This is a genomic window from Bacillus sp. D48C (assembly GCF_053345735.1).
The window spans coordinates 299,425-316,271 of the sequence record NZ_JBKFAQ010000001.1 but is presented as its reverse complement, the minus strand read 5'-3'; the positions used below and the strand labels follow the sequence as shown (position 1 = coordinate 316,271).

Sequence of the window (16,847 nt, the reverse complement as noted above, 5' to 3'; positions counted from 1 at the left end):
ACCGGCCTCCAATCACGTACAGAATCCTAAAGTTTATCATACCATGAACCTTCATAATATGGAAACAGAAAGAACAATCCGATATGATAAAAATAACAATATAAAAAAAGGGGCGACCATTATGTCAAATTCTATCGTAATTCAAACAAATTCTACAGTAATTGAAGACATGAAACAACAATATAAACATTCGCTTAGCCCGAAAACTCCGCAAGGCGGGATCTTCATGGCAAAGGTACCATCTTGCACGATTACAGCGTATAAATCTGGAAAAGTAATGTTCCAAGGAGGCCGCGCTGAAGCAGAAGCTTCTCGTTGGCAAACTGTCTCTCAAACACCCAAAACAGCTGTAAAAAAAACTGTCGATTCACATCGTTATGCACCGCCTGCTTCCATCAGTACAATGTCTATTGTAGGGTCTGATGAAGTTGGTACGGGAGATTTCTTTGGACCGATGACAGTCGTTGCTGTATATGTAGATGCAAAGCAAATTCCACTACTAAAAGAACTTGGTGTAAAAGACTCTAAAAACTTAAATGACGATCAAATTACTGCCATTGCGAAACAACTTCTACATGTTGTTCCTTACAGCTCTCTTGTCCTTCATAATGAAAAATATAACGAGCTATTTGATAAAGGAAACAACCAAGGTAAGCTAAAAGCCTTGCTACATAATAAAGCTATTACAAACTTATTAGGTAAAATGGCACCTACAAAACCTGAAGGCGTCTTAATCGATCAATTCACACAACCTGATACATACTATAAATATTTAGCAAAACAAAAACAGGTACAGCGTGAAAATGTTTATTTCGCGACGAAAGGTGAAAGCGTCCATTTAGCAGTAGCCGCTGCTTCTATTTTAGCTCGCTACTCATTCGTAAAACAGTTTGACGAACTAAGCAAAAAAGCTGGTATGCCACTTCCAAAAGGTGCTGGTAAACAAGTTGATATTGCTGCAGCTAAATTAATTCAAAAGCTTGGTAAAGAACGATTACCCGAGTTTGTGAAACTGCATTTCGCTAATACGGAGAAGGCGTTTCGCTTATTAAAATAGTATCGACAAAAACAGGAGCCTACAAACTCCTGTTTTTTGTTTCACCCTACTATTGTCCTTATAGTTTTGTGACAATTACAATATACAGATTATTCTAACATACGAGGAGATTCCCATTGCTACTTCTACAAATGATTCTAAATATTTTACTAGGCGATCCACACGAAAGACAGTTCAAAATTAGAGAAAATATTCAGATACTAAGTGAAAAGCCTGCATTCAATAATTTAAAGGAGGGAATTTATATAAACGCTGTAAAAGTGAAAAAGTTATTATATGTTTTCGTACATCTCGTAGGTCCACTTTCTTACTTCATTATTTCTACTGTTTGGGGCACTTTCTTCACTACTAAATCCACATTCGAAAACATATCTGATAACCTTAGCGTTATGGCCATCTATCACGTGTTCATGAGTTTACTATGGTTTTTCTATTTAGATCGATTAGACAAAGACATAAATCAAATTACAAAAGAGATTAACGATAACAAGATGTAATACATAAAAAGGAGAGCCCCTAAGACTCTCCTTTTTTATGTTAGCTTTGTTTCTGCTTCTTATTAGATGAAGATACCTTATGAGAACCTGTTTCATGTGTCGTCGTTCCTTGTCCTTCTACTTCCGGAGAACCTAGGCTCGATCTTGAATGATCTTTTTTCACTTTTTTACTCATTTTATTCTCACCCCTTCGCGTTACTTTTTGCTACGGGGTCATAAACTATGCAAACAAAAAAGCGAGAGGAAATCCTCTCGCTTTTTTCATATTTTAGAACTCAGAAGAACCTGGAGTTCTTGGGAATGGAATTACGTCACGGATGTTAGCCATACCAGTGATGTACATTAGGAAGCGCTCGAAACCTAGACCGAATCCAGCGTGTTTTGTACCGCCGTATTTTCTAAGTTCTAAGTACCACCAGTAGTCCTCTTCGTTCATACCTAATTCTTTAATTCTGTCTACTAAAACGTCCATTCTTTCTTCACGTTGACTTCCGCCGATTAATTCGCCGATGCCAGGAACTAGAAGGTCAGTAGCAGCTACTGTTTTTCCATCTTCATTCATACGCATGTAGAACGCTTTAATGTCTTTCGGGTAGTCAGTTACGAATACAGGGCGTTTGAAGATCTCTTCTGATAAGTATCTTTCATGCTCTGTTTGTAAGTCAATACCCCATTCTACTGGGTACTTGAAGTCAGCACCTGATTCTTGAAGTACTTTAATTGCTTCTGTATATGTGATGCGACCGAAGTCAGAGTTAATCACGTTGTTCATACGCTCTAGAACTGTTTTATCAACGAAGCTGTTGAAGAAGTCCATTTCTTCTGGTGCATGCTCTAATACATATTTCATTGCATATTTCAGCATATCTTCTGTAAGATCCATTACATCGCCTAACTCAGCGAATGCAATCTCAGGCTCAACCATCCAGAACTCAGCAGCGTGGCGAGTTGTGTTTGAGTTTTCTGCACGGAATGTAGGTCCGAATGTATATACATCACGGAATGCTAATGCATACGCTTCAGCGTTCAGCTGTCCACTTACTGTTAAGTTTGTTTCTTTACCGAAGAAGTCTTTTGACTCATCAACTTGTCCGTCTTCACCTTTTGGTACGTTGTTTAAATCTTGTGTTGTTACGCGGAACATTTCGCCAGCACCTTCTGTATCACTACCAGTGATGATTGGTGTGTGAACATGTACGAATCCACGCTCTTGGAAGAACTGGTGAATCGCAAATGCTGCGATAGAACGTACGCGGAACGTTGCAGAGAATGCATTTGTTCTTGGACGTAAGTGAGCGATTGTACGTAAGTATTCAAACGTATGACGCTTCTTTTGAAGTGGGTAATCAGAATCTGATAAGCCCTCGATATCAATTTTTTCTGCTTTAATTTCAAATGGTTGCTTCGCTCCAGGCGTTGCAATTACTTTACCTTCTACTTTCACTGAAGAGCTAAGTGGAAGCTTTGCAATTTCTTTAAAGTTCTCTAATTCTGTATCGAAAACGATTTGAACGCTTTTGAAAAAGCTACCGTCGTTTAATTCGATGAAACCAAATGCTTTTGAATCACGTAAATTACGAATCCACCCTGATACTTGTACTGTTTGACCTGCATACTTTTCTGTATCTCTATACAGACTTTTTACTAATGTGTTTTCCATAGTGAAATTCTCCTTTGCTGATATATTTAAATACAAAAAAACCTTTCATCCATAAAGGGACGAAAGGTTAAACTTCGCGGTACCACCCAATTTGTCATAAAGACCAACTTTAACTCGTATGTAATACATACTTCCCGGTTTGTAACAGGCCGGCTTCCCGTCTAAGTCTACTCTTGAATACAAGATTCAATTTCGGTTAGCAACTCCAAGGTGTTCTTCACATATACCGCCTCATCAGGCTCTCACCGCCCCTGACTCGCTTTGGATTATAGTATATACTACTTTTCCTTATCATCGTCTTTCATTTTGTTAAACTAAAATTAATGTACTACATTCGAGAGAAAGATGCAAGATGCCATAAAATATATAAGCGATTTTTGTAATATATCGACTTACCGACATCTGTCGACGATTGTGCAATAAAAAAATTGCCGGAATGAATCCGGCAATTTTCTAATTACTTACGTAACTCCGCACCAAATTTCTCTTCTACCGTTGTTAATACACGGTTATGCGCTTCTGTTACTTCTTCATCTGTTAACGTACGTTCTGCATCGAAGTAAGTCATAGAGAATGCAAGTGATTTCTTGCCTTCTTCCATTTTTTCACCTTCGTATAAGTCGAATAGTGTTACGTCTTTCAAAAGTTCTCCGCCAGCTTCAGCAATGACTTGCTTCATTTCACCAGCTTTTGTTTCTTTTGTTACTACAACAGCCATGTCACGTGTCATAGATGGGAAACGCGGAATTGCTGAGTAGTAAGTTTCTTCAGCGTCTGCACCGAATATTTTTACAAGAGATAGTTCAAATACGAATGTATTTTTCACATCTAATTGTTTTTCTGCTTCTGGGTGCAATTGACCGATGAAACCAATTACTTCGCCATCTAATACGATGTCAGCTGTACGACCTGGGTGCATACCTTCACGTTTCGCTGGTGCATATGTGATTTGTTTTGAAACGCCAAGTACGTCGAATAGTCCTTCTAGTACACCTTTCACAACGAAGAAGTCTACTACTTTCTTCTCACCTTGCCATGCATGGTGAAGAGCAAGACCTGTCATAACACCTGCAAGGTGTTGTTCTTCTTTCGGAAGTTCTCCTGCTTCTGTTGGTAAGAAGATAGAACCTACTTCGTATAAAGCAACGCTGTCGTTTTTACGAGCAACATTGTATGAAACTGCTTCTAGCAATTGTGGCACTAAGCTTAAACGAAGTTGGCTACGCTCTTCACTCATTGGAAGTGCAAGGTTTACAGGTGCCTTTTCGTTTGGCTCAATCATGTATTGTTTCGCTTTGTCAGCGCTCGTTAATGAATACGTGATTGCTTCATATAAACCAGCACCCTCTAAGAAGCGACGTACTTTACGACGTTTCGTTTGTGCTGATGTTAATTTACCACGAGTCATCGTTCCAGAAGGTAATGTAACTGGAATGTGGTCATAACCGTATAGACGGCCCACTTCTTCTACTAAGTCTTCTGAAATTGTAATATCAGGACGACGTGCTGGTACATTTACATGGAATGTTCCTTCTACTTCTGTGAATGGAAATTTCAAGTTCGCGAACATTGTACCCATTTCACTCGCAGAAATATTTGTACCTAATACACGGTTTACTTTTTCAGCAGTAACAGATACTGTACGCTCTTGTACTTGTAAGTTATCAGCTTCTACTACACCTTCAAGTGCTTCACCGCCAGCATATTTCGCCATTAAGGCAGCTGCGTGTTGAATTGCTTCAAATGTACGTGTTGGGTCGATTCCTTTTTCAAAACGTGCACTTGATTCACTACGAAGACCTAAGTCTTTTGATGTGCGGCGCACTGTTTGACCTGCAAAGTATGCAGACTCAATTAGAACGTTTACTGTCTCATTTGTAACTTCAGAATCCGCCCCACCCATTACACCAGCAACAGCTAAAGCTTTTGTTCCGTTTGTAATTACAAGATGGTGGCTTTGTAATGTACGCTCTTGATCATCTAATGTTTCAATTTTTTCGCCTTCTTTTGCAAGACGAACAACGATTTCTTTTGAACCTAATTTATCGTAATCGAATGCATGTAACGGTTGACCGTATTCCATTAAAATGTAGTTTGTAATATCAACTACGTTGCTAATTGGACGAATGCCAGCTGCCATAAGACGGGTTTGCATCCACATTGGTGATGGACCAATTTTTACGTTCTTCACCATTTTTGCAATGTATAATGGATTTTCTTCTTTCGCTTCTACACTTACAGAAATGTAATCAGAAGTTTTTTCTGCTGTTTCTTGTAAGTCGATAGCTGGAAGTTTTACTTCACGGCCGTAAATAGCAGCCACTTCATATGCAACACCTAACATGTTTAAGCAATCTGCACGGTTTGGTGTTAAACCAAGCTCAAGTACTTCATCGTGTAAGTTTAAAATTTCAAGTGCATCTGCACCAACTTCAGCGTCACTTGGGAAGATAAAGATACCATCTGCATATTCTTTTGAAACTAACTTTCCATCAATGCCAAGCTCTTGAAGAGCACAAACCATACCGTGAGAAGCTTCACCACGTAGTTTTGCTTTTTTGATTTTGAAGTTACCAGGAAGTACAGCACCAACTTTTGCAACTGGCACTTTTAAACCTTTTGCAATGTTAGCAGCTCCACAAATAATTTGAACTGGCTCTTCTTCACCGATATCGATTAAGCATTTGCTTAATTTATCAGCTTCTGGGTGTTTTTCACATTCTAATACGTGACCAACTACAACACCTTTTACACCTTTATTTAATACTTCAACGCCTTCTACTTCAATACCACTTTTCGTGATTTTGTCTGCTAGTTCTTGTGCTGTTACATCTTTAATATCTACATACTCTTGTAACCAACGATATGATACGAACATATTTATCCTCTCCTTCCCTTACGCTCGTTTGAATTGTTGTAAGAAACGTACATCATTTGTATAGAAATGACGAATGTCATCTACGCCGTATTTCAACATTGCGATACGCTCTGCGCCCATACCGAATGCGAAACCTTGATATTCTTTTGAATCATAACCAGCCATTTCAAGTACGTTCGGGTGAACCATACCTGCGCCTAGAATTTCAATCCAGCCAGTTCCTTTACAAGTGCCGCAACCTTTGCCATGACACATCATACAAGAAATATCCATCTCTACAGATGGCTCTGTGAATGGGAAGAAACTTGGACGAAGACGGATTTCACGATCTTCACCGAACATCTTTTTCACGAATACTTGCAGTGTACCTTTTAAGTCACTCATACGAATGTTTTTATCAATTACAAGGCCTTCAATTTGCATGAACTGATGTGAATGCGTCGCATCATCATCATCGCGGCGATACACTTTACCAGGACAAATAATTTTGATTGGGCCTTTTTCTTTATTATTTTCCATCGTACGTGCTTGCACAGAAGATGTATGTGTACGTAGTAACGTTTCTTCTGTAATGTAGAATGTATCTTGCATGTCACGTGCTGGGTGATCTTTCGGTAAGTTTAGTGCTTCGAAGTTGTAGTAGTCTTTTTCTACTTCTGTTCCTTCAGCTACTTCATAACCCATACCGATGAATACATCTTCAATTTGTTCAACAACAGCTGTTAACGGATGGTGACAACCTGTTTCAACAGGACGACCTGGTAATGTAACATCAATTGTTTCCGTAGCTAATTTCGCTTCAATTACTGCTTTTTCTAAGTTGCTAATTTTGTCTTCTAGACGCGTTTGAATCGCTTCACGTACTTCATTCACTAATGCTCCCATACGTGGACGCTCTTCTGCTGATAATTTTCCCATGCCGCGTAATACTTCTGTAATTGGACCTTTTTTTCCTAAATACGCTACGCGTACGTCGTTTAAGCCCTTTAGCTCTTTCGCTTCTTCAATAAGCTCTAACGCTTTTTGCTTTAGCTCTTTTAAACGTGCTTCCATTTTGGAACCCTCCTAATTTTAAAAATAAAAAAACCTCGCTCCCAAAAAGGGACGAGGTAAATTCGCGGTACCACCCTAAATTGACAGAACAAGTCTGCCCACTCATTAGTTATAACGATCAATTCTGACCGGAACGCCTTTACATATACATGGTCCTGGCGTCAACTCCAGAGGTGAATTCACTTCCGTCTACCATAAGAATGCTTTCAGTCTACGGCACTCTCTCCCTATATGGCGATTTTGTAAGCTACTCTTCTCTATCAACGTTTTTCGTTATTTAACTTTTAATATAATGTACTTCAACTTATTATAAGAAGTTTTTTATTTGTTCGCAACTGGGCTTTGTAAATAATACGTTAAAATCCCTGCTGCAACCGCAACATTTAATGATTCTGCCCCGCCGTAAATCGGAATATACAAGTTTTGATCCGTTTTTGTAAGAATTTCTTGGCGTACGCCATTTCCTTCATTTCCAACAATTAATGCAAAACTTCCGGCCGGAGTTACCTCACCATACGGAACTCCATTTTCAAGAGCTGTTCCATATACAGGAACGTTATTTTCTTTTAACTTGTCTACCCATTCTTCTAAGTTCCCTTTTACAATTGGCAAGCGGAAAATAGAACCTTGTGTAGAGCGGAGTACTTTACTATTGTAAACATCAACACAACCTTCTCCAAGCACAACGGCGTGAATACCAGCTGCATCAGCTGTACGAATAATTGTTCCTAAATTACCTGGGTCTTGCAGTCCATCCAATAAAAGGAATTTCCCATCAGTAAGAGCTACTTCTTTCTCATGCTTCTCACAAACAGCAAATACACCTTGCGTCGTTTCTGTTTCACGAAGTATTTTTACAATAGCCTCAGGCACGATATACATTTCTACATCATTAACTGTCCAATCTTTCGGAAGGTCTGTCTGATCTGAAACGATAAGTTCTGTTACAATTCCTGCCTTCAAAGCTTCTTCGACTAAGTGGAATCCTTCTACAAAAAATAAACCTTTTTTATCGCGTTCTTTTTTCGTTTGCAGCTTTTTCCACTGCTTTACACGCGGATTTTGTACTGAATCAATGTTTTTCATAATATGTAGTTCCCTCTCTTCTTGTCTTATCATTATAGCCTATTTTTCATACATATTTACATAAAAAAGAACAAAAACTAACGTCAGTTTCAATTCTGAAGAAGAGGTGAAAACAATGAGTTTTAATTTACGCGGTGCCGTATTAGCGAATGTATCTGGTAATTCACAAGATCAATTACAAGAAACAATTGTCGATGCAATTCAAAGCGGTGAAGAAAAAATGCTTCCAGGTCTTGGCGTCTTATTTGAAGTCATTTGGAAAAACGCTGATGAAAATGAAAAGCACGAAATGTTAGAAACACTAGAGCAAGGATTAAAAAAATAAGCAATTTGAAAATCACCTTCGCATAAGCTAAGGTGATTTTTTTACGAAAAAAATTTTTCTTCTCCTAAACATTTCTACTTTACTAACGAACTATGATGGAGTACAATGTTCAAAATACATTTAAACCGATCGATTTTTCTTCGTATACATCATTAGATAAAAGGAGTGAATGTTTTATGCACCGTATTACGCTTGAACAAGTTTTTAAACATCACATTACACAAAAATACGTAAACCGTTCCGGAATGGTCCACGCGATCGCTGTCGCTTACCATGCGTTTCACTTAGCTAAAAAGCACCACGCCTCAGTCGATGCTGCGACAAAAGCCGGTTTCCTTCATGATATCGGACATCATACGTGGTACACAGGCGGCGAATGGGACTATGACTTATATAAAAAGAATGATATCCATGCAATTAAAGGTGCAGAAAGAGCACATAAATTGCTTATTAGATTGGGAGAACATCCAAAACTAGCAAAAGAAATTTCTATCGCGATTCTTCTGCATACAGATTCTTTCTTAGTGGAACAAGAAATTGAAAGAACATCTCTTCAAAGCATTATTAAATGGGCAGACGAAGCAGATGAAGAACCAGGCGGAGCTCATCATTATAGAACGATTTCTTATGAAAAAGCACTTAAAGCTATTCAGCAATTAGATCGATTGGTAGAGCGTGAATTGCAAATAGAGCAAGCAAAATTGAATAACAAGGCAAAACATAGTTATCAATGAGAAAGAGGCATCACTACAGGGTGATACCTCTTTTATTATTTTACGAAAAATACACCTTTGTATGTAATATTTAAATGTTACATTCAGAAACAAATTAATCTATAATTTAATATACAAATATAAAGAGGTGATTTCACAGATGCAATCCGCTACACAACTTTCTGATGAACAGAAACACTCTATGTCATGGGGACAATTTATTAGCTCCGTTTTATTCGCTTTTTTCGGAACTGGACTCATTACCTTGTTCCTAGCAATAATGCCCTTAACAATTTATACGGCTAGTCTTACAAATAAAAAGCAAATTGCCCTGTATGAATCTATTGCAAACACCACAAGTATAGGGTTACAACTAGCCATGTTGTTATTCTTTATTTTTAAATTCAAACCTGCGAAAAGATTATTACTGAACTCTTTTAACTTTAAAGCACTGAAAGAATGGCGCACATACGTATATTTACTTCTTTTCTTCGCTATAAACATCATAATCAACTACTTCTTATTAAATTATGTGTTCCAAGACGCAACAAAGCAACAATCTTCCGCACTAAACTTAGACGTTTTTAAGCAATATCAAATACTATTACTTCTCGGATTTGCAATACTCACACCAATTTTTGAAGAACTTATTTTCCGTGGTTTTATACTTCATTTCTTCTCTGAGCGCTTTCCATTTTGGATTGCAGCAGTCTTAACAAGTTTCTTCTTTGGTATCGCTCATACATACTCACTTGGAGTAATGGTAATTACTTTCTTCATGGGATTATTAATGGCTATTTTATGTAAGAAAACAAAATCCATTCTTCCAGCTATGTTATTTCATATTATAAATAATACGTTGGCATTCTTCAGTTAAAAAGAGGTATCATCACGATACCTCTTTTTACTCTTTTATCACAACTTCAAACTCTTCTTCAATTAGCACTTTTGGATAATCCGTATCATTACTACCCATTTCTATCAATTTATACATATTTATTAATAATATCCAAAATGAACCTGATGTAGTAAAATATAACTCATTACATAAAAGGAGATTATATATGTTTAGCTTCCTTTGGATTGTTTATATGCCACTTCTTGTCTTATGCGGATTTTTCGGTGGTATTTTTTTAATTATTACTAGTATTAAACATCGGAAATTATTTGTTGGTTTAATGGGGGTACTTAGCTTTTCCTTTGTAACGCTACCTTTTGTTTTTTGGAGCATGGGGGTGAATAGCGAGACAATCCTCCCTATTTCAACTACTTTATACTGGATATTGTTTTCTTTAACTGGATTATTAGCAGGGGTAAGGGGATTACAAATGAAAATTAAAAGTATACGCAACATGGGATTCATTATTTTTATTGCGGGACTATTAGGAGTTATTTTCTGGGAACTCATGTCTGCAGGTGATTCATTCTATATCTAATTGCATCTTTTTATAAGAAAACAAAAAAGCAGGAAATTTAATTCCCTGCTTTTCTATTTGGTTTATTGCCTGATTGTAAGAAGAACGATAACACCCAAGCAATACCTGCTAGTATCGTTGCAATTAAGAAGGCATCGTTAATACCGTTAATTGCAGATAGCTTTGAAATTTGTCCATATAATAGTTGTGTGCTCATCGCATCTCCTGCTTGAGCTGATCCGGCAATCGCTGCTAAACTTTGCCCCATACCGTGTACTTTATCAACTAAAATTGGGTTTGATGTTGTTAACATGTTGCCGTAATCTGCTACGTGAGCAGTTGTTTGTTGCGTCATAAGTGTGATTAAAATCGCTGTTCCGATTGAACCAGCTACTTGTCTTGACGTATTTTGCGTTGCTGTACCGTGAGAAATTAATTTCATCGGCAGTGCGTTCATACCAGCTGTCATAATTGGCATCATAATGAATGACATACCAATTGAACGTATAATATAATCCGTCATAATAACGCTATACGGTGTATCCATCGATAATTTTGTAAATTCATATGTCGCATACGTCGTAATTGCCAATCCAATTATCGCTAATGGACGAATGCCATATTTATCGAATAATTTACCCGCTACTGGTCCCATGATCCCCATAATTAATGATCCTGGAAGAAGTAGTAAACCAGATTCAATTGGCGTAAAGCCACGAATGTTTTGCAGATATACTGGAAGCAATAACATACCCCCGAATAATGCCATCGTAACGATTGCGTTAATTACTAAAGTAAAAGTAAATACTGGATATTTAAATACTTGTAAATCAAGCATTTTATTGTCCGTTGTTAACTCTCTCCAAATAAATAACGCTAAACCAATTACACCGATAACAAGTGAAATAATGACTTCTGCACTAGTCCAACTATTATTTCCAGCTTCACTAAATCCGTACAATAAGCTTCCTAGTCCAATACTTGAACTAACAACACCGAATATATCTAATTTCGTTTTAGACACTGGCTGAGCTAGTGTAAAGAATTTTAAAGATAGGAACGTAATAATTAAACCGATAATAAACATCGCATAGAACATTAAGTTCCAGCTATAGTTTTCAATCACCCAACCTGTTACAGTTGGTCCGATAGCTGGTGCTAAAATCATTGCAACACCTAGTAATCCCATCGCCGCTCCGCGCTTATGAGGCGGGAACAATGTCATAAAGATATTCATACCAACCGGCATTAAAATACCCGCACCAACTGCTTGAATTACGCGGCCTGTCATCATCATTGTAAAGTTTCCTGAAGTAGCGCAAATGATAGATCCTACTGTGAAGAATAACATTGCCGCTACAAATAATTTACGATACGTAAATCGTGAAACTAAAAAGGCACTAATCGGCACTAAAATACCATTTACAAGCATAAACCCTGTAATTAACCATTGCGCCGTTGAAGTTGATACGTTAAATTCATTCATTAACGGAGGCAATGCAACGTTAATGATTGTTTGGTTCAAAATAGAAACGAACATGCCGAGAATTAATACTGTTACAACTGCTTTTACATTTACATCCTCTATAGGCATAGACGTTTGTTTTTTCGGCATTTCTTTTTCTTGTTTTACTTCTTCTTGCTTGCCTGTTTCTAATTCAACTACATTAGAAATTTCGGCTTCTTGCTTTTGTTCACTTTCTTTCTCTACTGCTTCTAGCTTACTTACTTCTATTTTACTTACGGCTGGGACTTGTTCTTCTCCCACGTTCGTTTTTTTCTTTCGTAAAAGACGATTTACAAGGAAGAAGACGATTATACAAAATAGTGCATATCCTACAATTGCAATTGAGGACATCTCATCTCCCCCTTACTTATGAATACGAACTGACACATTCATTCCAGGAACAATATTTACTGATTTGCTATGATCTAATGAAATTTTAACTGGCACTACTTGTGTTACTTTCGTATAGTTCGCTGTTGAATTACTTGATGGTAACATCGAGAATGTATTTGCTGTTGTTAAACCAACTTGTTCTACTTTCCCAGTTAACGTTGTATCTGGGTATGCATCTACATACACGTCTACGTCTTGACCTTTCTGAACATCATCAACATCTGTTTCTTCAATGTTTGCTGTTACCCATAAATTGTTCATATCAAATGCGTAAGCAATCGGGCTACCTGCTCCAACGAAAGCATTTGTTGTTGCGTTTGATTGTACAACCGTTGCATTTTGTGGAATTGTTACATCTACTGTTTGTTCTCCATTAGCTGCTGCTACAGTAACAGCTCCTAATTTATCGTTCTCATTGTAATTTTTTCCAACTTCAGCTTTCCAGTCAGTTAGTTTCCCTGCTACTGGTGAAGCAACCGGAATTACCTTTCCATCGATCTTTGCATTGTCTGTTTTTAAGTAATTTTCCGTTTGGTTGTAATAGTAATAACCGCCAATACCGCCGCCAACTAGTACAATTAATGTGATAATGTTGATAATTACCATTCTTCGAAACTGATTCATTGCATTCCTCTCCTTATATCGCATATAATTTTTTTCTAAACTATTTATGTCCTTATTGTTTAGATTGTTTAATTGTTAATTATATTAACCTTTTAACGAAAAAATCACACCATCTGCAGCGTAAATCGAAACTTATCTACCTGCGAGCGGTGCTGATTTCTGAAGGACTATCGTTTATAATTATAAATAATTATTTTGAATCTACAACCGACAATTTACGTATGAAATGTTGCTTAAACAACAATATAATACCAATATGTTGTTTAAGTATAGAAAATTAAACGAGGAGAAGTAAAATGTCTATTAAAAATACAAATGATCCACGTGTAAAGCGAACGAGACAACTCATTCAGGATGCTTTTGTCGCTTTAGTAGGCGAAAAAGGCTTTGAAAATGTAACTGTGCAACATATCGCAGAACGTGCTCCTGTAAATCGCGCTACATTTTATAGCCATTACCATGATAAATATGACCTATTAGACAAAAGTATTGAAGAAATGTTAGAGAAGCTAGCAGAAGTAATTAAACCGAAAAATAGAAATAAAGAAGATTTTCAACTTACATTCGATTCACCTCATCCTACATTTTTGGCTTTATTCGAACATATCGCAGAAAATGTAAACTTTTATAACGTTATGCTTGGGGATAAAGCTGCCGGAAACTACTCTTATAAAATGATGAAAACGATACAAGTGCATTTAACATTAAGCTTGTCTATTTCCCAACCAGATGACGAAGATCTTATGGTTCCTCGTGATATTTTGATTAGTTATGTGACAGGGGCTCACATCGGAATGATTATGTCATGGTTAAAAAGAGGAATGATATATACCCCGCATTTTATGGCGATGCAATTAACTCGTTTAATTATTTTAGGCGCTCATACTGCAGCAGGATTAGAACGACCTTTTTAAAACATAAAAAAGCGAAGGAAAATCTCCTTCGCTTTTTCTATTAATTAAATGTAATGTTATGTACAGCATCCTTATCAAGACGTTTAATAACTTCTACAATTAACTTTACTGCATTTTCATAATCATCACGGTGTAACATTGCTGCATGAGAATGAATATAGCGCGTTGCAATTGTAATTGCCATAGAAGGAATACCGTTTACAGCAATATGAATCGCACCCGCATCAGTTCCCCCGCCCGCTACTGAATCATATTGGTATGGGATTTGTAATTCGTCAGCAACATCAACTACGAAATCACGTAAACCTGTATGTCCAATAACAGAAGCATCATACAAAATGATTTGTGGTCCATCGCCCATTTTACTTTGCGCTTCTTTTGACGTTACACCCGGTGTATCTCCAGCGATACCAACATCTACTGCGAACGCGATATCTGGTTTAATATAATTCGCAGATGTTTTTGCACCACGAAGACCAACTTCTTCTTGTACAGTTCCAACGCCGTATACAACGTTTGGATGCTTTTCATCTTTTAATTGTTTTAATACGTCAATTGCAATCGCACAACCGATTCGGTTATCCCATGCTTTTGCAAGTAACATTTTTTCATTCTTCATCACTTGGAATTCAAAGTAAGGTACAACTTGATCTCCTGGTCGTACGCCCCACTCCATTGCTTCTTCTTGGCTAGAAGCACCGATATCGATGAACATGTCTTTAATTTCAACTGGCTTTTTACGTGCTTCTGGAGGTAAGATGTGCGGTGGTTTTGAACCAATTACACCTGTTACATCTCCTTTACGCGTTACAATCGTCACGCGCTGTGCAAGCATAACTTGTGACCACCAGCCACCCACCGTTTGGAAGCGTAGGAAACCTTTGTCATCAATTTGCGTAATCATAAAGCCAACTTCATCTAAATGACCTGCAACCATAATTTTCGGGCCGTTTTCTTCCCCTACTTTTTTCGCAACTAAACTTCCTAAATTATCAGTAGAAAGCTCGTCTGCAAATGGCTCGATATATTTCTTCATTACTTCGCGTGGTTCACGCTCGTTACCGGCAATACCACGTGCATCTGTTAATTCTTTTAGCATTGTCAATGTCGCGTCTAATTTTGTCATTGCCAACACCCTCCTTTTTCTTCAGTCAATTCATTATACAATAATTAAATTGAAATATTCAAAAATTAAATTAGTATCCTTGTGTTTGACGCTGATGATTTACTTCATTTTTATCTAAATACGCTTTTTCAATCTCTTCTTGCTCAAATTCAAGCGCTTGTCCAAGTCGAAGATAGCTCGTAAATAATTCAATATAGTTTGTAATAGATGGTTGATCTGTAAAACGAATTACTTTCGCGTATGTGTCTAAGAAAATTTCCACTTGTGTTTTATTCGTTTGTGCACATTTATAGAATAGGAAGTTTTTATCAATCCCTAAATCAATTCCGATTGATAAAATAAAATGCAAACCATCTACGTATTCTTCTAATATTACTCCACGTTCCGAAGCTGGTTTGTTGCTCCAATATTTAAAACAACGTGTTTCATTTGCAAGTTCTCCAATTTCTACAAGAAGAGCTAACATTTTTTCTTTTAACAATTTTTTCGGTTGTAAGTCATGTTCTTTTGCAATACGGTCATCTAATTCTTTTTGTAATTTAAATAGTTGTAGTAAGTCCATTCTATTGTCCTCCTCCAACATCGCATTTTACGCAACAATGTTGTTTCATCTCAAAGTTCATTATTATGTTTCAGTTCTTATGAATAAGTCAGCTATCTACCTCTTTATAAAATAGCTTGTCCTTAATTTACAAATACGTTTCAGTCATCGCTCTTAAATTGTTCATCTGATGAAAGTTCCATATCATCTTTCCATTATAGCAGTGTCGTTTCGGCTAGGAAAGATACTCTTCTTTCCAAAAGAGCAGAATTAAAAAAAGCCAGGAGGATTCTCCTGACTTCACATATATATTCTTCTATACCGCTATAGTTTTTATATTAATTTTGTCATATCGATAACAGCACATCCGTTAATCTTTAGAACTTCAAACTTCTCTCTGAATACAAACAAAAAACCTTAGAAGAAAATTCTTCTAAGGTTTCAACTAATTAATTAGTTAATGTTGTTTTTTGCAACTGTTGCTAATTCAGCGAAAGCTTTTTCGTCATGAACAGCTAAGTCAGCAAGCATCTTGCGGTTAACTTCGATGCCAGCATTTTTAAGACCGTGCATTAAGCGGCTGTAAGAAAGACCATTCATACGAGCTGCTGCGTTGATACGTGTAATCCATAATTTACGGAAGTCACGTTTCTTTTGACGGCGGTCACGGAATGCATACATTAGAGATTTCATAACCTGTTGGTTAGCAACCTTGAATAATGTATTTTTTGAACCGTAGTAACCTTTTGCTAATTTTATAACTTTTTTACGACGTTGACGAGTAACTGTACCACCTTTTACTCTTGGCATAATATTACCTCCTAATTGTTCTATATATCAGCCGAACTTATTTTAAGTTGTCAAGCATTTGACGAATGCGTTTGAAGTCACCAGCGCTTACTACACCAGCTTTACGTAGTTTACGTTTAGCTTTTGTAGATTTGTTAGCGAATAAATGGCTTGTGTAAGCGTGAGAACGTTTCAGTTTACCTGATCCAGTCTTTTTGAAACGCTTTGCAGCGCCGCGATGAGTTTTTTGTTTAGGCATAGGTATTTCC

At 37.1% G+C, this 16,847-nt stretch carries 18 protein-coding genes and 2 other annotated features; of the genes, 7 read left to right on the top strand and 11 right to left on the bottom strand.

Features of this window, described 5'->3' with window-relative positions; translation table 11 throughout:
* Positions 1-121: 121 nt before the first annotated feature.
* Positions 122-1,057, top strand: coding sequence for a ribonuclease HIII (gene rnhC, locus ACLBXA_RS01745; protein ID WP_000071595.1), 936 nt, complete (start codon positions 122-124; stop codon positions 1,055-1,057).
* A gap of 245 nt (positions 1,058-1,302) precedes the next feature.
* Positions 1,303-1,554, top strand: a complete 252-nt coding sequence (locus ACLBXA_RS01740; RefSeq protein ID WP_447617121.1) for a hypothetical protein — start codon at positions 1,303-1,305, stop codon at positions 1,552-1,554.
* 40 nt (positions 1,555-1,594) lie between these two features.
* Here the strand turns inward: ACLBXA_RS01740 and ACLBXA_RS01735 are convergent, their stop codons facing one another.
* The 5 genes from ACLBXA_RS01735 to ACLBXA_RS01715 form a co-directional block, all read right to left on the bottom strand.
* Entirely contained in the window at positions 1,595-1,729 is a 135-nt protein-coding gene (locus ACLBXA_RS01735) for a YuzL family protein (RefSeq protein WP_000039593.1), read from the bottom strand.
* A 93-nt stretch (positions 1,730-1,822) separates the two neighbouring features.
* The gene (asnS, locus tag ACLBXA_RS01730; protein WP_000432189.1) at positions 1,823-3,214 is read right to left on the bottom strand and encodes an asparagine--tRNA ligase; all 1,392 of its coding nucleotides are present in this window, start codon (positions 3,212-3,214) and stop codon (positions 1,823-1,825) included.
* A 52-nt stretch (positions 3,215-3,266) separates the two neighbouring features.
* Positions 3,267-3,518, bottom strand: a binding site (T-box leader).
* Between the two features lie 153 nt (positions 3,519-3,671).
* The gene (gene pheT, locus ACLBXA_RS01725; RefSeq protein ID WP_079246000.1) at positions 3,672-6,092 is read right to left on the bottom strand and encodes a phenylalanine--tRNA ligase subunit beta; all 2,421 of its coding nucleotides are present in this window, start codon (positions 6,090-6,092) and stop codon (positions 3,672-3,674) included.
* Positions 6,093-6,110: 18 nt separating this feature from the next.
* Positions 6,111-7,145: a phenylalanine--tRNA ligase subunit alpha gene (pheS, locus tag ACLBXA_RS01720; protein ID WP_000388222.1), complete on the bottom strand. Its 1,035-nt coding sequence runs from the start codon at positions 7,143-7,145 to the stop codon at positions 6,111-6,113.
* 44 nt (positions 7,146-7,189) lie between these two features.
* Positions 7,190-7,418, bottom strand: a binding site (T-box leader).
* A gap of 48 nt (positions 7,419-7,466) precedes the next feature.
* The gene (locus tag ACLBXA_RS01715) at positions 7,467-8,264 is read right to left on the bottom strand and encodes a TrmH family RNA methyltransferase (RefSeq protein WP_003309975.1); all 798 of its coding nucleotides are present in this window, start codon (positions 8,262-8,264) and stop codon (positions 7,467-7,469) included.
* Between the two features lie 82 nt (positions 8,265-8,346).
* Between ACLBXA_RS01715 and sspI the strand changes: the two genes are divergently transcribed.
* From sspI to ACLBXA_RS01695, 4 genes are all read left to right on the top strand, one after another.
* Positions 8,347-8,556, top strand: coding sequence for a small acid-soluble spore protein SspI (sspI, locus tag ACLBXA_RS01710; protein WP_000009509.1), 210 nt, complete (start codon positions 8,347-8,349; stop codon positions 8,554-8,556).
* A gap of 176 nt (positions 8,557-8,732) precedes the next feature.
* Entirely contained in the window at positions 8,733-9,290 is a 558-nt protein-coding gene (locus ACLBXA_RS01705) for an HD domain-containing protein (protein ID WP_000554806.1), read from the top strand.
* A 139-nt stretch (positions 9,291-9,429) separates the two neighbouring features.
* Positions 9,430-10,146: a CPBP family intramembrane glutamic endopeptidase gene (locus ACLBXA_RS01700; RefSeq protein ID WP_447617087.1), complete on the top strand. Its 717-nt coding sequence runs from the start codon at positions 9,430-9,432 to the stop codon at positions 10,144-10,146.
* 187 nt (positions 10,147-10,333) lie between these two features.
* Positions 10,334-10,705, top strand: coding sequence for a hypothetical protein (locus tag ACLBXA_RS01695; protein WP_000490825.1), 372 nt, complete (start codon positions 10,334-10,336; stop codon positions 10,703-10,705).
* Between the two features lie 37 nt (positions 10,706-10,742).
* Here ACLBXA_RS01695 and ACLBXA_RS01690 read toward each other — a convergent pair whose 3' ends face one another.
* Positions 10,743-12,542, bottom strand: a complete 1,800-nt coding sequence (locus tag ACLBXA_RS01690) for a DHA2 family efflux MFS transporter permease subunit (RefSeq protein ID WP_000094778.1) — start codon at positions 12,540-12,542, stop codon at positions 10,743-10,745.
* Between the two features lie 12 nt (positions 12,543-12,554).
* Positions 12,555-13,208, bottom strand: a complete 654-nt coding sequence (locus tag ACLBXA_RS01685) for an HlyD family secretion protein (protein WP_001071417.1) — start codon at positions 13,206-13,208, stop codon at positions 12,555-12,557.
* 296 nt (positions 13,209-13,504) lie between these two features.
* Between ACLBXA_RS01685 and ACLBXA_RS01680 the strand changes: the two genes are divergently transcribed.
* On the top strand, positions 13,505-14,122 hold the full coding sequence (locus ACLBXA_RS01680; RefSeq protein WP_000023661.1) for a TetR/AcrR family transcriptional regulator: 618 nt from the start codon (positions 13,505-13,507) through the stop codon (positions 14,120-14,122).
* 40 nt (positions 14,123-14,162) lie between these two features.
* On the opposite strand, the gene ACLBXA_RS01675 is transcribed toward ACLBXA_RS01680, so the two are convergent.
* The 4 genes from ACLBXA_RS01675 to rpmI form a co-directional block, all read right to left on the bottom strand.
* Positions 14,163-15,248 carry a M42 family metallopeptidase gene (locus ACLBXA_RS01675; RefSeq protein WP_000163554.1) on the bottom strand — a complete coding sequence of 362 codons (1,086 nt, stop codon included), beginning with the start codon at positions 15,246-15,248 and terminating at the stop codon, positions 14,163-14,165.
* A 70-nt stretch (positions 15,249-15,318) separates the two neighbouring features.
* The gene (locus ACLBXA_RS01670) at positions 15,319-15,810 is read right to left on the bottom strand and encodes a dUTP diphosphatase (protein WP_000365052.1); all 492 of its coding nucleotides are present in this window, start codon (positions 15,808-15,810) and stop codon (positions 15,319-15,321) included.
* 432 nt (positions 15,811-16,242) lie between these two features.
* Complete coding sequence (gene rplT, locus ACLBXA_RS01665; RefSeq protein ID WP_001138362.1) at positions 16,243-16,599, bottom strand: 50S ribosomal protein L20; 357 nt, start codon at positions 16,597-16,599, stop codon at positions 16,243-16,245.
* Positions 16,600-16,636: 37 nt separating this feature from the next.
* Complete coding sequence (gene rpmI / locus ACLBXA_RS01660; protein ID WP_001125945.1) at positions 16,637-16,837, bottom strand: 50S ribosomal protein L35; 201 nt, start codon at positions 16,835-16,837, stop codon at positions 16,637-16,639.
* Positions 16,838-16,847 lie beyond the last annotated feature (10 nt).

Coding starts and splice junctions, on each gene's coding strand:
- ACLBXA_RS01675 (WP_000163554.1), bottom strand. CDS start 15,248: ATGACAAAATTAGACGCGACATTGACAATGCTAAAAGAATTAACAGAT.
- ACLBXA_RS01715 (WP_003309975.1), bottom strand. CDS start 8,264: ATGATAAGACAAGAAGAGAGGGAACTACATATTATGAAAAACATTGAT.
- ACLBXA_RS01680 (WP_000023661.1), top strand. CDS start 13,505: ATGTCTATTAAAAATACAAATGATCCACGTGTAAAGCGAACGAGACAA.
- rpmI (WP_001125945.1), bottom strand. CDS start 16,837: ATGCCTAAACAAAAAACTCATCGCGGCGCTGCAAAGCGTTTCAAAAAG.
- pheT (WP_079246000.1), bottom strand. CDS start 6,092: ATGTTCGTATCATATCGTTGGTTACAAGAGTATGTAGATATTAAAGAT.
- rplT (WP_001138362.1), bottom strand. CDS start 16,599: ATGCCAAGAGTAAAAGGTGGTACAGTTACTCGTCAACGTCGTAAAAAA.
- rnhC (WP_000071595.1), top strand. CDS start 122: ATGTCAAATTCTATCGTAATTCAAACAAATTCTACAGTAATTGAAGAC.
- asnS (WP_000432189.1), bottom strand. CDS start 3,214: ATGGAAAACACATTAGTAAAAAGTCTGTATAGAGATACAGAAAAGTAT.
- ACLBXA_RS01670 (WP_000365052.1), bottom strand. CDS start 15,810: ATGGACTTACTACAACTATTTAAATTACAAAAAGAATTAGATGACCGT.
- ACLBXA_RS01735 (WP_000039593.1), bottom strand. CDS start 1,729: ATGAGTAAAAAAGTGAAAAAAGATCATTCAAGATCGAGCCTAGGTTCT.
- pheS (WP_000388222.1), bottom strand. CDS start 7,145: ATGGAAGCACGTTTAAAAGAGCTAAAGCAAAAAGCGTTAGAGCTTATT.
- ACLBXA_RS01700 (WP_447617087.1), top strand. CDS start 9,430: ATGCAATCCGCTACACAACTTTCTGATGAACAGAAACACTCTATGTCA.
- sspI (WP_000009509.1), top strand. CDS start 8,347: ATGAGTTTTAATTTACGCGGTGCCGTATTAGCGAATGTATCTGGTAAT.
- ACLBXA_RS01690 (WP_000094778.1), bottom strand. CDS start 12,542: ATGTCCTCAATTGCAATTGTAGGATATGCACTATTTTGTATAATCGTC.
- ACLBXA_RS01685 (WP_001071417.1), bottom strand. CDS start 13,208: ATGAATCAGTTTCGAAGAATGGTAATTATCAACATTATCACATTAATT.
- ACLBXA_RS01695 (WP_000490825.1), top strand. CDS start 10,334: ATGTTTAGCTTCCTTTGGATTGTTTATATGCCACTTCTTGTCTTATGC.
- ACLBXA_RS01705 (WP_000554806.1), top strand. CDS start 8,733: ATGCACCGTATTACGCTTGAACAAGTTTTTAAACATCACATTACACAA.